This window comes from Microbacterium sp. CCNWLW41 (assembly GCF_037083505.1).
On record NZ_JBAOJP010000006.1, the window covers coordinates 267,287 to 279,792 of the forward strand.

Below are 12,506 nucleotides of genomic sequence, written 5' to 3' on the forward strand. Positions count from 1 at the left end.
GGAGCCATGCGTCAGAACCCGAGCTTCGCGATGACGGATGTGGGCGAGATCCGCCGGCTCATCGAGCACAACCCGTGGGTCACGATCGTGAGCGCCGCCGACGGGGGGCTCGTCGCCTCCCACTACGCGGTCCTGCTCGATGCCGGGCGGGACGACCTCACGATCGTCGGTCACGTGGGCAAGCCGGACGATCTCGTCCACGGTCTCGGGGACCGTGAGCTGCTCGTGGTGGTCCAGGGGCCTCACGGCTACGTCTCGCCCGGGTGGTACGGCGACACTCCGAGCGTCCCGACCTGGAACTTCGTCTCGGCGCATCTGAGCGGCATCCCGGAGCTGCTCACCGCGGAGGAGAACCTCCAGGTGCTCGAGCGGCTCGTCGCGCGATTCGAGAGCGGGATGCCGCAGCCTCGGATGATGTGGGCGCCGCCGAACGACCCCGACTACGTGCGCCGTCTCGAGCGGGGCACCGTCGGATTCCGGCTCACGCCCACGCGGGTCGTCGGCAAGCGCAAGCTGAGCCAGAACCGCCCCGACGAGACCGTCGAGAACATCATCACGCAGCTCGAAGCCGGTGGCGGCCCCTACGCCGACCCGCGGCTGCCGGGCGAGATGCGCCGCGACCTCGAGACCCGTAAGGCCGCCCGGTGACGGCGGGCCGCGGCGACGTTCCCCATGTCATCGCGAATGCCCGGCTCACCGGCGCCGACCGCACCGATCCGTTCGGCGACGAGCCCGTCGACGTCCACCTCGCCGACGGCGTGGTGGCCGACATCGCCCCCGCCGGCGCCCTGCCCCGCCGCGGCCCGGTGCTCGACGCCGACGGTGGGTTCGTCGTCCCGGGGCTGTGGGACCACCACGTCCACACGGTGCAGTGGGCGCTGTCGGCGCAGCGCGCTGCTCTCGGCGACGCGGCATCCGCCGCCGAGGCTGCCTCGCTCATGAGCGCCGCAGACGTCCTCCCGGACGGACGCCGGGTGGGCGGCGGCTTCCGCGACGCGTTCTGGCCGGACGCCCCGGATCTGGCCGTGCTCGACGCCGCGACCGGCGACGTGCCGACCTACCTCGTCAACGCCGACGTGCACAGCGTGTGGCTCAACTCCGCCGCGCTGCGCCGTGAGGGCTTCGAGCCGGACGGCGTCGGCATCCTGCGCGAGGAGCCCGCATTCGAGATCTCGCGGCGCCTCAACGCCGTCGACGCGTCGGTGTCCGATCCTCTCGTCGCGCGGATGGCGCAGGATGCCGCCGCGCGCGGCGTCGTCGGGCTCGTCGACCTCGACATGGCGTGGAACGAGGACGCGTGGGTGCGTCGCCTGGCCGGTGGGTTCGACGCGCTGCGCGTCGCGTTCGGCATCTACCCGGAGTTCCTCGACCGGGCCGTCGCCGAGGGGCTGCGGACCGGCGATGCCGCGCGGGGCGCGGCATCCGATCTGGTCCGCGTGGGTCCTCTCAAGGTGATCACCGACGGATCCCTCGGCACCCGGACGGCCGCGTGCTCCCACGCCTATCCGGGCGATCCGCACGATCACGGTCTCCTCACCGTCGATCTCGCGACGCTGGTCGATCTGATGAGCCGCGCCACCGCCGCCGGCATCGCCTCCGCCATCCACGCGATCGGCGACGTCGCGAACGCGCGCGCCCTGGACGCATTCGCGGCGACCGGCGCCTGGGGCACGGTCGAGCACGCGCAGCTGGTCGCGCACGCCGACCTCCCGCGCTTCGCCCGCCTGGGCGTCGGCGCCAGCGTCCAGCCCGTTCACGCCCTCGACGACCGCGATCTCACCGACACCCTGTGGGCCGGCCAGACCGCGCAGCCCTATCCGCTGCGGGCGCTGCACGAATCGGGAGCGAACCTGCTGTTCGGATCGGATGCCCCGGTGTCGCCGCTCGACCCCTGGGCGGCGATGGCGGCGGCGGTCTTCCGGACGCGCGACGGTCGGGACCCGTGGCAGCCGCAGCAGCGGATCGACGCCGCGACGGCGCTCGGTGCCTCGACCCGCGGCGGATCCGCCGAACCCGCCCGCATCGCCCCGGGCGACGTCGCGGACCTCGCGATCTGCGAGCGCGACCCTCTGACGGCCGACGAGGCGCAGCTGCGCGGCATGCGGGTCGCCGCGACGGCGGTCGGCGGGCGCCTCACGCACATCGCGTGACGCGGGCACTCATCGGGGGTCTTCCCCCGTACGTCTTCGGGTGGATGTCGGATGCCGCAGCGCCGGCCGCGCCGGGAGGCTGGGATCATGACTTCCGAGGGAGACGCCCATGAGCACCACGATCACTGAATCCGCGCCGTTGCAGCCGCCGGCCGCGACGGCGGTCGGCAGCGGCTTCTGGGCGTCCTACGGCCGCGCGTGGGCGCGGACGCCGGGCAGCGCGCTGTACCTGCTCGTGGTCTTCGTCCTCGCCATGCTCTCGCTCAGCATCCTCGCGGTGCTCTTCTCGACGAGCGTCGGCCTCCTGATCCTCGTCGTCGGACTGCCGCTGGCCGTGCTCGCCCTTCTCATCGCGCGCGGCTTCGGCGTCGCCGACCGCTTCCTGCTCCGCCTCACGGGTCTGCCCGCGATCGCAGAGCCCGAGTGGAACCGCGACAGGACCGATGCGACCGGTTTCTGGATGACGCTCACACGTCCGCTCCGCAACGCGCACTACTGGGTGTACCTCGTGCACGGCATGGTCGTCAGCCCGATCATCAGCATCGTGTCGTTCGCGCTGACCACCGTGTGGCTCAGCGTGGGGCTCGGCGGCCTCACGTACTGGTTCTGGAGGCTGTTCCTGCCGCGCGAAGACAGGTCGGGCCAGTGGGGGCAGTACGTCGCCGACTACCTGCCTGGGCTGTTCGGCGGCTGGTCGAGCTGGGTCCTGGAGGTGACGCTGTATCTCATCGCCGGCGTCGTGTTCACGGCCACGATGCCGTGGGTGCTGGGAGGCCTGGCCCGCGGGCACCACGCCGTGGCCGCGGGCATGCTCGGCCGCTGGGACTCCGACGATCTCGCCGCGGAGGTGCGCGCCGAAGCGGCTGCGCGAGGCGCCGCGGTGCACGCCGAGGATCTCGGGCTGCGCCGCCTCGAGCGCGACATCCACGACGGGCCGCAACAGCGCCTCGTCCGACTGCAGATGGATCTCGCGGCCCTCGAGCGCCGCGCCGAGGCGGGAGACGCGGATGCCGCGGCCGACCTCGCGCGCGAGGCACGGGGGCACGCGCAGGCGGCACTGGACGAACTGCGCGCCCTGTCCAGCGGCGTCGCCCCGCCGCTGCTGCAGGATCGCGGACTCGCCGCGGCGCTCGACGCCCTCGCCGCGGGTTCGCCGCTGGCCGTCCAGGTCGACGTCGACCCCGCCATCGACCGGGCGGTGAGCCAGGAGACGGCACGAGGCGTCTACTTCGTGGTGGCCGAGCTGATGACGAACGCCGTCAAGCACTCCGGCGCCACCGCCGCGACCCTGCAGGCGTCGCTGCGGCGCGCGGCGGGCGGTGCTGCGACGCACCTGGACGTCTGGGTGGTCGACAACGGGCGCGGGGGCGCAGTGGTCACGCCGGGCCACGGCCTGGAAGGTCTTCGTGAGCGCGTCGCGGGCCTGCGGGGCGTGCTGGACGTTCGGAGCCCTATCGGCGGGCCGACATCGGTCGGCGCCCACGTCCCCCTGGCGGGCACGCCGTGACCGCTTCGGCCTCTGAGGCGACGGGCGCCTCCGGCCCGCTCCGCGTCGTGCTGTTCGAGGATTCGCTCCTCCTGGCCGAGGGCCTGGTGAGACTCTTCGACGAGGCCGGCTACCTCACCGCCGGGGCATGGGGCGACGCGCAGGATGTGGTGGCGCGTGTGCGCGACGCGCAGGCGGATGTCGCGATCCTCGACGTGCGCCTGCCGCCGGGGTTCCGCGACGAGGGCATCCGGGCTGCGCTCGACGTGCGGGCGGCGCTTCCCGGAGTCGGCATCCTGGTGCTCAGTCAATACGTCGAGGCGGTGTATGCCCGCGAGCTGCTGGCCGGCGGCGAAGGGGGCGTCGGCTACCTGCTCAAAGACCGGGTGACCTCGCTCGAGGAGTTCACCGACGCCGTGCGGCGCGTGCGGGAGCGGGGCACCGTGCTGGATCCGGTCGTCGTACAGGCTCTGCTGTCCGCGCGTCCCGACCCGCTCTCGAGCCTCACGCCGCGGGAGCGGGACGTGCTGACGCTGATGGCCGAGGGACGCAGCAACGGGAGCATCGCCGAGCGTCTGTTCATCGGGGTGGGCGCTGTCGAGAAGAACATCAGCGCGATCTTCGCCAAGCTCGGCCTGGAGGAATCGGGCACCGAGCACCGGCGGGTGCTCGCCGTCCTCGCGTTCCTGCAGAGCCCCTGACGACGAGAGCCCCCGGGATCCCCGAGGGCTCTCGTCACAGGTCCGGCGTCACTCGGCGAGGTGCGCGAAGAGGAACCAGCGGTCCTTCTCGAGCGACTCCTTGATGCCGATCGCGATGTCCTGGCTCGTGAGGTCGAACTCGTCCAGGCCGTCGATCGCCGCCTGGACGTCGGCGATGACGGCATCCATGTCGGTGATGACGTTGCGGATGAGCGCCTCCCACTGCGTGAAGCCCGCCGGCACCGCGCTGGCGGTCTTCTGCGCCACCGTGGCGACCCGCGCGTCGATCGGCAGCCCCAGGGCGACGATCCGCTCGGCGGCCTGGTCGGCGCCGTCCTGCGCGTGGGCGACCACGGAGTCGAGCAGCTCGTGGATCGCGATGAAGTTCGCGCCGCGCACATTCCAGTGCGCCTGCTTGCCGTTGACGGCGAGCGCCTGCAGCCCCAGTACGACGGGAGCGAGGAACTGCGCGGTCGCGGCGGCGACGTCGGGGTTTGCAGCGGTGGCGGGGGTGGTCTGGGTGTTCGACATGTCTGGCCTCCATCGTTCGGAGGGTCGCTCAGCTGGGCGATCGGCCTCCAATGACTGCAACGGTACTCAGCGGGAGTCATTCCGCAAGCAAGTGAAGGCTGGGCTAAACAGCTGCCTCCGGGCCCGTCGGTTCGGGTGCGGCGACCACAGCGGCTAACGTCGATTCGTGCCTTCCGCCGATCACGACCTCGGACCGCAGCATCTGGGCGATCCCGCCAAGACCGTGACGCGCGAGCCGCGCGACCGCTCCCCGGAGCACGCGGAGCCGTCGCGCTTCCTGCCGCACGTGCAGGGTCTTCGCGCGATCGCCGTGCTCTGCGTCGTGCTCTACCACTTCTGGCCCGGCCGTGTCACCGGCGGCTACATCGGCGTCGACATCTTCTTCGTCATCTCGGGCTTCCTCATCACGTCCCACTTGATGCGGGAGCTCACGGCGACCGGCACCGTCCGTCTCGGCCAGTTCTGGGCCCGCCGCGCAAGACGCCTGCTCCCCGCATCGCTCCTGGTGCTGCTGTTCTGCGCCGTCGTGGTGATGTCGCCGTACCTCATGCCCACGTCGGCGCTGCCGAACGAGGTGCGAGAGATCCTGGCGTCGACGTTCTACGTCGAGAACTGGTACCTGGCGCTCAACTCCGCCGACTATCTCAACCACGGCGGCGAGCCGACGACGGTCCAGCACTACTGGTCGCTGTCGCTGGAAGAGCAGTTCTACGTGATGTGGCCGCTCATCATGCTGCTGGCCGCCTGGGTCGCGGTGAAGTGGTTCCGCGGCGCGCGTCGGCGGGCGATCATCGTGGCGCTCGGGCTCGTGACGGCCGTCTCGTTCGTGTTCTGCGTCGTCTTCACGATCACCGACCCCGCACCTGCCTACTTCGTGACGTTCGGCCGCATGTGGCAGTTCGGCGTCGGCGCGCTCATCGCCCTCGTCCCGCTGCTGCGCGTGCGCCACGCCGTCGGGAGCTTCCTGCTGGGCTGGGCGGGCATCGCCGCGCTCCTCTACGCGACCTTCACATTCGACGGGCAGACGCCCTTCCCCGGCTATATGGCCGCTGTTCCCACGCTCGGCGCTGCGGCCGTCATCGCCGCGTCCAACACCGACCGCTGGTGGTATCCGACGAGGATCCTCTCGATCCGTCCCGCTCAGTTCGTCGGCGACATCTCGTACTCGCTGTACCTGTGGCACTGGCCGCTCATCGTCATCGCGCCGTCGGTGCCGTTCTGGGGACTGACGATCTACCACCGCGTGTCGCTGCTGGTGCTGTGCTTCGTGCTCGCGTGGCTCACGAAGCGGTTCGTCGAGGATCCGGTCCGCGGCTGGAAGGTGCTCACGCGGCGTCCGGCGCGGGTGACGCTGTGGTCGTCGCTGGCCGGCATGGTCGTCGTCGCCCTGGTCGCGGGCACCGCGTGGTTCGCGAACGCACCGCTGTACGAACGGGGCACGCGCGACATCGCCGAGCTGCAGCAGAATCCGCCGGAGTGCTTCGGTGCGGCATCCGTCCTCGATCCCTCGTGCGCGGACGCCGCGTTCGGCGACACGATCCTGCCGGCACCCGGCTTCGCGGGCATCGACCGGCCGGCCGACGAGCAGTGCTTCGTGCAGCTCACCGACTCGCGCCCGGTGTCGTGCACGTTCGGCTCGGACGATCCGGACGCGCCGCGCGTCGCCCTCATCGGCGACAGCCACGCCTACCAGCTGCTCTCGACCTTCCAGCGCATGGCGCAGGACAACGGCTGGCAGCTCGTGACGTGGTTCAAGGGCGCGTGCCCGTGGAATGCGACCCCGCTTTCGACCCCCGGCGCCTTCGGCGCCGCGTGCACCGAATGGCGGGAGCGCGTCCAGCGGGCGATCGACGACGCAGACCTCGACGCCGTCTTCACCGCGGCCATCGCGACGACCCCGTATTCGCCGGCCGGCTTCGACTCGGCCCACGACGCGGCCGTCGCGGGCTACCGCGACGCGTGGAGCACAGTGACGGAGCGCGGCATCCCCGTCATCACCGTCGTCGACAACCCGGTGTGGGAGACGGATCCGAACAAGTGCCTGCGCACCCGCGACACGTCCGAGTGCGACGCCGCCCGATCGGACGTGCTGGTGGCCGACGATCCGCTCCGCGACGCGGCATCCGGCCTCGACGCGGTCACGCTGCTCGACTTCACCGACGTCTTCTGCGCGTCGGAAACCTGTGCACCGGTCGTCGGCGGTGCGAACGTCTACCGGGACCAGGATCACCTCACGGTGACCTTCGCCGACACCCTCGCGCCCTGGTACACCGAGGCTATCCAGACGGCACTGGCCAATAGGGTCGGATCATGACGGTCGCACCCGGAGCATCAGTCCTCTCTGCCGCGGGCAGGACGCCCGACCTGCACCCCACCGCCTTCGTCGCCGCCGGTGCACGCGTCGTCGGGGGAGTCACCCTCGCCGAGGGCGCGAGCGTCTGGTACAACGCGGTCCTCCGCGCCGACGGCGACACCATCACGGTCGGGCGCAACAGCAACCTGCAGGACAACGTGTCGGTCCACGTCGACGCCGGCAGGCCCGTCGTGATCGGCGAGAACGTCTCGGTCGGCCACAACGCCGTCGTCCACGGCTGCACGATCGGCGACGGCTCGCTGATCGGGATGGGCGCCGTCGTCCTCAACGGCGCGAGGATCGGCGACGGATGCCTCGTCGCCGGCGGCGCCGTCGTGCTGGAGGGCTCCGAGATCCCCGACGGCTCGCTCGTGGCCGGCGTGCCGGCGAAGGTGCGCCGCGCGCTCACCGCCGAGGAGCGCGCCGGACTGCTGCGCAACGCCGAGCACTACCTCGCCCACGTGGAGGAGCATCGCGACGCGACCCCCGTCGGCTGACGGGTCGAGGCGACGGCTCAGCTCTTCGCCGGCGGGTGGTGCGTGCCGCGGTGCACCTCGTACAGCCGCACGTGTCCCGGCCATTCCGGGTCGTTCTCGATCGGGAGGTCGTCCATGAAGAGGCGGATCACGTGGGCGAGCTGGCCGGGGTGGCTGAAGTTGATCGCGTGCGCCGCCCCCTCCAGCAGCACGATGAGGACGTGACTGTCGGTCTGGCTCGCGATCTCGTCGATGCGATGCGCGTGGGGCAGCAGCGGGTCGCGCTGACCGAGCACGACCAGCGTCGGGATGCGGAGCTCGAGCAGGCGCTCGAGCGACGGGTACTGCGTGAGCGCGCGGAACATGCGCATCGTGCTGGGCACGCCGAAGCGCACGTAGTCCGGCACGGCGACCCGCGCCATGCGGGTCGGCTCGCGCGGCGCGTCGGCCGACAGCTGCCGGATGGCACGGCGCAGCGGCTGATTGAACAGTCCGCCGGCGGGGGACACCAGCACCGCGCGGTCGACACGCTCGGGGTAGCGGTGCGCACACTCGATGATCACGGGGCAGCCCATCGAGTTGCCGACCAGCGTGGCCTTCCGGACGCCGCGATCATCGAGGAAGTCGACGGCGACGCGCGCGAGATCGGGGATGTCGAGCATGTCCCGCCGCTTGCCGCTGCGCCCGAACCCCGGCAGGTCGGGGACGTACGTGTGGAACTCGTCCGCGAGCCGCTCCGCCGTCGGGAGTAGGTAGCGCCCCGAGAGACCGAAGCCGTGGATGTGCGCCATCACCCGGGCATCCGGCGGTGCATGCGGCGACTCGCGGTAGAACACGTCGACGTCGTCGATCCGCGTCCACCGCTCGGCGAGCGTCGACGCGGGCCGGCGGGGGAGCTTGCGCGCCTGCGGCCACTGTGGCGTCGGCCTGCGGTTGCCCATCGCGCCTCCTGAGCGGGGAACGGTGCTCATGCCAGTCTGCCCTTGGGCGGGACGCCCGCGATAGCGCAGATCGCGTGAATGCAGAAGCCCCGAGCACGGCAGGCTGTCGGCCGACCGCTCGGGGCATCGGAGGGGATGACGGGAATCGAACCCGCACCATCAGTTTGGAAGACTGAGGCTCTACCATTGAGCTACATCCCCGTGCGCCCGCTGACGGGCACCGACCAATCGTAGTACATCGCGACGGCCATCCCGTTCCGAGTCGATCCAGACGCGCGGCCGAGAGAGGACGCCGCGATGGAGCGCACGGGCAGGCAGGTGGTCGAGGATCTCGTCGCGACGTTGAACGCGGGCGTGGTCGCCGGCATGGACGATCTGTTCCACGACGATGCCGTCATGGAGTGGCCGCAGTCGGGGGAGCGGATCGTCGGGGCGGACAACCGGCGTGCGGTCTACGGGTCGTTCCCGCGGCTTCCGGCGATCTCGCCGCGCCGGCTGGTGGGCGACGGCGACCTGTGGGTGCTGCAGGCCGACCTGGACTACGGCGACGGCGATCCGTACCAGACGGTGTTCGTGTTCGAGATGCGCGACGGCCGCATCGCGAAGGAGACTGCGTACTGGACGAAGCCCTTCCCTGCCCCCGACTGGCGGGCGCAGTGGGTCGAGCGGATGTGAGGGCTGCGCAGGAACCGACCGGCTCGGTCGGCTAGACTTCTCGGGGCCGAACGGCGCGCGCACGCGTGCGAACCCGCCCGGGGCGTAGCTCAGCTTGGTAGAGCGCCCGCTTTGGGAGCGGGAGGCCGCAGGTTCAAATCCTGTCGCCCCGACATCACGGCCACGGAATTTCCGAACCCAGACCTTCAGCCCGCCGCGTCCTCGCGCGGTCCGATAGAGGAGAAGTAACAGGCATGGTGAACAGCACCGTCGAGAAGCTCAGCCCGACCAGGGTCAAGCTGCACATCACGGTCAGCCCCGACGAGCTGGGGCCCTCGATCAAGCACGCGTACGAGCACATCGCGCAGGACGTGCAGATCCCCGGCTTCCGCAAGGGCAAGGTCCCGGCGCCCATCATCGACCAGCGCATCGGCCGCGTGGCCGTGCTCGAGCACGCCGTCAGCGAAGGGCTGGACACCTTCTACCGCGAGGCCGTCGCCGCCAACGAGCTGCGCGTCCTCGGCCGGCCGTCGGCCGAGGTCACCGAGTGGCCGAACGAGAAGGACTTCTCGGGCGACCTCGAGGTCGAGGTCGAGGTCGACGTCCGTCCCGAGTTCGAGCTGCCGTCCTTCGAGGGCACGACGGTCGAGGTCGACGCGGTCGAGGTCGACGAGGCCGCCGTCGACGAGGAGCTGGACCGCCTGCGCGCCCGCTTCGGCACGCTCGTCACCGTCGACCGCCCCGCCGCGACCGGCGACTTCGTGGAACTCGACCTCGTCGCGACCATCGACGGCGCCGAGATCGACCGCGCCGAGGGCGTGTCGTACGAGGTCGGCTCGGGTGAGCTCCTCGAGGGCATCGACGAGGCCATCGACTCGCTCACCGCGGGCGAGGACACCACGTTCCGCTCCAAGCTCGTCGGCGGCGACCACGCCGGCGAGGAGGCCGAGGTGTCTGTGACGGTCAAGGCCGTCAAGGAGCGCGAGCTTCCCGAGGCGGACGACGACTTCGCCCAGATCGCGAGCGAGTTCGACACCATCGGCGAGCTGCGCGACAGCCTCAAGGAGCGCGTCGGCCAGCAGGGCGCCTTCACGCAGGGCTCCGCCGCGCGCGACAAGCTGATCGAGACGCTGCTGGAGCAGGTCGAGATCCCCGTGCCGCCGCAGCTCATCGAGGACGAGGTGCACAACCACCTCGAGGGCGAGGGCCGCCTCGAGGATGATGTGCACCGCGCCGAGGTCGCCGAGGCGAGCGAGAAGCAGTTCAAGACGCAGATGCTGCTCGACAAGATCGCCGAGACGGTCAACGTGCAGGTCTCCCAGGACGAGCTCACGCAGTACCTCGTGCAGTCGGCCGCGCAGTACGGCATGGCTCCGCAGGAGTTCGTCAACGCGCTGCAGGAGGGCAACCAGCTTCCCGCCATCGTCGGCGAGGTCGCCCGCAACAAGGCGCTGGCCGTCGCCCTCGGCAAGGTGAAGGTCGTCGACACGAACGGCGAGCCGGTGGACCTCACGGGCTTCGTGGCCGTCGAGGACGAGGCTGAAGGCGAGGACGAGGTCGCCGAGGAGCAGGCGACGACGGATGCCGACGCCGAGGCCGCCGAGAAGCCGGCCAAGAAGGCCCCCGCGCGCAAGACCGCCGCCAAGAAGGCCGACGCCGACGCCGAGAAGGCTCCCGCGAAGAAGGCACCGGCCAAGAAGGCTCCGGCCAAGAAGGCTGCCGCAGAGAAGGAGTGACGCCCGCTCCTCTCGGTGCTCGCACCGAGACCGGGTGACGAGGAGGACGGATGCCGCGGCATCCGTCCTCTTCTCGTTCCGCCCGATCTGCCCAGGGCGAACACGCGCGGGTCGCTCGCGGCGCCCCGGTAGATTCGATGGCGACCCAAGGAAACAGGAGTACACATGGCCGAACCACTTGTCGCGACCAGCGTCTTCGACCGGCTGCTGAAGGACCGCATCATCTGGCTGGGGTCGGAGGTGCGTGACGACAACGCCAACGAGATCTGCGCCAAGATCCTGCTTCTCGCCGCGGAGGACTCCGAGAAGGACATCTACCTCTACATCAACTCGCCGGGTGGCTCGATCACCGCCGGCATGGCGATCTACGACACGATGCAGTTCGTGCCGAACGACATCGTCACCGTCGGCATCGGCATGGCGGCCTCGATGGGCCAGCTGCTGCTCACCGCAGGCACCAAGGGCAAGCGCTACATCACCCCCAATGCCCGCGTGCTGCTCCACCAGCCGCACGGCGGCTTCGGCGGCACCGCCAGCGATATCCAGACGCAGGCGCAGCTGATCCTCGACATGAAGAAGCGCCTCGCCGAGATCACCGCCGCGCAGACCGGGAAGTCGGTCGAGCAGATCAACGCCGACGGCGACCGCGACCGCTGGTTCTCGGCCGAGGAGGCGCTCGAGTACGGCTTCGTCGACCACATCCGCGAGTCCGCCACCGATGTCATCGGCGGCGGCGGCACGGCGAACTGACGGCTTCGAAGGCGAAAGAGAGAGAACCCGAATGCAGACCCCCACCTTCGGACCCAGCGCCCCGCAGGGGCTCCAGATGCCCGGCAGCCGCTACATCCTGCCGCAGTTCGAGGAGCGCACGGCCTACGGCTACAAGCGCCAGGACCCGTACAACAAGCTCTTCGAGGACCGCGTCATCTTCCTGGGTGTCCAGGTCGACGACGCGTCAGCCGATGACGTGATGGCCCAGCTCCTCGTGCTCGAGAGCCAGGACCCCGATCGCGACATCATCATGTACATCAACTCGCCCGGCGGCTCGTTCACGGCGATGACCGCGATCTACGACACCATGCAGTACGTGTCGCCGCAGATCCAGACCGTGGTGCTCGGCCAGGCCGCGTCCGCTGCGGCCGTGCTGCTCGCGGCCGGCGCGCCGGGCAAGCGCCTGGCGCTGCCGAACGCGCGCATCCTCATCCACCAGCCCGCGATGGGCGAGGCCGGCCACGGCCAGGCGTCGGACATCGAGATCCAGGCGCAGGAGATCATGCGCATGCGCACCTGGCTCGAGCAGACGCTCGCGAAGCACTCGAACAAGTCGGTCGAGGAGGTCAACAAGGACATCGACCGCGACAAGATCCTCTCCGCCGAGGAGTCGGTCGCGTACGGCCTCGTCGACCAGGTGCTCACCACGCGCAAGCGGGGTCAGCAGGCCGCGCTCACGAAGTAGGGCTGCGTTCCGCGCCGGGCGC

At 70.6% G+C, this 12,506-nt stretch carries 12 protein-coding genes and 2 tRNA genes; 11 read left to right on the forward strand and 3 right to left on the reverse strand.

Annotated features, from left to right (window positions below):
• The first annotated feature begins 6 nt into the window (after positions 1 to 6).
• The 4 genes from V6R91_RS21715 (at position 7) to V6R91_RS21730 (ending at position 4,337) form a co-directional block, all read left to right on the forward strand.
• Positions 7 to 648 (forward strand): FMN-binding negative transcriptional regulator, encoded by a 642-nt coding sequence (locus V6R91_RS21715; protein ID WP_336396992.1) that lies wholly within the window; start codon positions 7 to 9, stop codon positions 646 to 648.
• Complete coding sequence (locus tag V6R91_RS21720) at positions 645 to 2,150, forward strand: amidohydrolase (protein ID WP_336396993.1); 1,506 nt, start codon at positions 645 to 647, stop codon at positions 2,148 to 2,150. The genes V6R91_RS21715 and V6R91_RS21720 overlap by 4 nt, the downstream gene beginning before the upstream one ends.
• A 109-nt stretch (positions 2,151 to 2,259) precedes the next feature.
• Positions 2,260 to 3,657 carry a sensor histidine kinase gene (locus V6R91_RS21725; RefSeq protein WP_336396994.1) on the forward strand — a complete coding sequence of 466 codons (1,398 nt, stop codon included), beginning with the start codon at positions 2,260 to 2,262 and terminating at the stop codon, positions 3,655 to 3,657.
• Positions 3,654 to 4,337 carry a response regulator transcription factor gene (locus tag V6R91_RS21730; RefSeq protein ID WP_336396995.1) on the forward strand — a complete coding sequence of 228 codons (684 nt, stop codon included), beginning with the start codon at positions 3,654 to 3,656 and terminating at the stop codon, positions 4,335 to 4,337. The genes V6R91_RS21725 and V6R91_RS21730 overlap by 4 nt, the downstream gene beginning before the upstream one ends.
• A 48-nt stretch (positions 4,338 to 4,385) precedes the next feature.
• Here the strand turns inward: V6R91_RS21730 and V6R91_RS21735 are convergent, their stop codons facing one another.
• A complete protein-coding gene (locus tag V6R91_RS21735; RefSeq protein WP_336396996.1) occupies positions 4,386 to 4,868 on the reverse strand; it encodes a Dps family protein in 483 nt (160 codons plus the stop codon).
• A gap of 166 nt (positions 4,869 to 5,034) precedes the next feature.
• Here V6R91_RS21735 and V6R91_RS21740 point away from each other — a divergent pair, with 166 nt between their 5' ends.
• Together V6R91_RS21740 and V6R91_RS21745 are read left to right on the forward strand one after the other, a co-directional pair.
• Positions 5,035 to 7,182 (forward strand): acyltransferase family protein, encoded by a 2,148-nt coding sequence (locus V6R91_RS21740; protein WP_336396997.1) that lies wholly within the window; start codon positions 5,035 to 5,037, stop codon positions 7,180 to 7,182.
• Positions 7,179 to 7,718: a gamma carbonic anhydrase family protein gene (locus V6R91_RS21745; RefSeq protein ID WP_336396998.1), complete on the forward strand. Its 540-nt coding sequence runs from the start codon at positions 7,179 to 7,181 to the stop codon at positions 7,716 to 7,718. Before V6R91_RS21740 ends, V6R91_RS21745 begins: the two co-directional genes overlap by 4 nt.
• Positions 7,719 to 7,735: 17 nt before the next feature.
• Here V6R91_RS21745 and V6R91_RS21750 read toward each other — a convergent pair whose 3' ends face one another.
• Both V6R91_RS21750 and V6R91_RS21755 read right to left on the reverse strand, forming a co-directional pair.
• Positions 7,736 to 8,638, reverse strand: coding sequence for an alpha/beta fold hydrolase (locus V6R91_RS21750; RefSeq protein ID WP_442928170.1), 903 nt, complete (start codon positions 8,636 to 8,638; stop codon positions 7,736 to 7,738).
• 130 nt (positions 8,639 to 8,768) lie between these two features.
• Positions 8,769 to 8,839: transfer RNA gene (locus V6R91_RS21755), tRNA-Gly, on the reverse strand.
• A 96-nt stretch (positions 8,840 to 8,935) separates the two neighbouring features.
• Between V6R91_RS21755 and V6R91_RS21760 the strand changes: the two genes are divergently transcribed.
• From V6R91_RS21760 to V6R91_RS21780, 5 genes are all read left to right on the forward strand, one after another.
• A complete protein-coding gene (locus tag V6R91_RS21760) occupies positions 8,936 to 9,313 on the forward strand; it encodes a nuclear transport factor 2 family protein (RefSeq protein ID WP_336397000.1) in 378 nt (125 codons plus the stop codon).
• A 78-nt stretch (positions 9,314 to 9,391) separates the two neighbouring features.
• A tRNA-Pro gene (locus V6R91_RS21765) sits at positions 9,392 to 9,465 on the forward strand.
• An 84-nt stretch (positions 9,466 to 9,549) separates the two neighbouring features.
• Positions 9,550 to 11,028, forward strand: a complete 1,479-nt coding sequence (gene tig / locus V6R91_RS21770; RefSeq protein ID WP_336397136.1) for a trigger factor — start codon at positions 9,550 to 9,552, stop codon at positions 11,026 to 11,028.
• Positions 11,029 to 11,193: 165 nt separating this feature from the next.
• The gene (locus V6R91_RS21775; RefSeq protein WP_336397001.1) at positions 11,194 to 11,778 is read left to right on the forward strand and encodes an ATP-dependent Clp protease proteolytic subunit; all 585 of its coding nucleotides are present in this window, start codon (positions 11,194 to 11,196) and stop codon (positions 11,776 to 11,778) included.
• Between the two features lie 31 nt (positions 11,779 to 11,809).
• Positions 11,810 to 12,484, forward strand: a complete 675-nt coding sequence (locus tag V6R91_RS21780) for an ATP-dependent Clp protease proteolytic subunit (RefSeq protein ID WP_336397002.1) — start codon at positions 11,810 to 11,812, stop codon at positions 12,482 to 12,484.
• Positions 12,485 to 12,506 lie beyond the last annotated feature (22 nt).

Excerpts from the sequence above, each read along its gene's own strand:
- V6R91_RS21715 (WP_336396992.1), top strand. The coding sequence starts at position 7 with ATGCGTCAGAACCCGAGCTTCGCGATGACGGATGTGGGCGAGATCCGC.
- V6R91_RS21725 (WP_336396994.1), top strand. The coding sequence starts at position 2,260 with ATGAGCACCACGATCACTGAATCCGCGCCGTTGCAGCCGCCGGCCGCG.
- V6R91_RS21735 (WP_336396996.1), bottom strand. The coding sequence starts at position 4,868 with ATGTCGAACACCCAGACCACCCCCGCCACCGCTGCAAACCCCGACGTC.
- V6R91_RS21745 (WP_336396998.1), top strand. The coding sequence starts at position 7,179 with ATGACGGTCGCACCCGGAGCATCAGTCCTCTCTGCCGCGGGCAGGACG.
- V6R91_RS21750 (WP_442928170.1), bottom strand. The coding sequence starts at position 8,638 with ATGGGCAACCGCAGGCCGACGCCACAGTGGCCGCAGGCGCGCAAGCTC.
- V6R91_RS21760 (WP_336397000.1), top strand. The coding sequence starts at position 8,936 with ATGGAGCGCACGGGCAGGCAGGTGGTCGAGGATCTCGTCGCGACGTTG.
- V6R91_RS21775 (WP_336397001.1), top strand. The coding sequence starts at position 11,194 with ATGGCCGAACCACTTGTCGCGACCAGCGTCTTCGACCGGCTGCTGAAG.
- V6R91_RS21780 (WP_336397002.1), top strand. The coding sequence starts at position 11,810 with ATGCAGACCCCCACCTTCGGACCCAGCGCCCCGCAGGGGCTCCAGATG.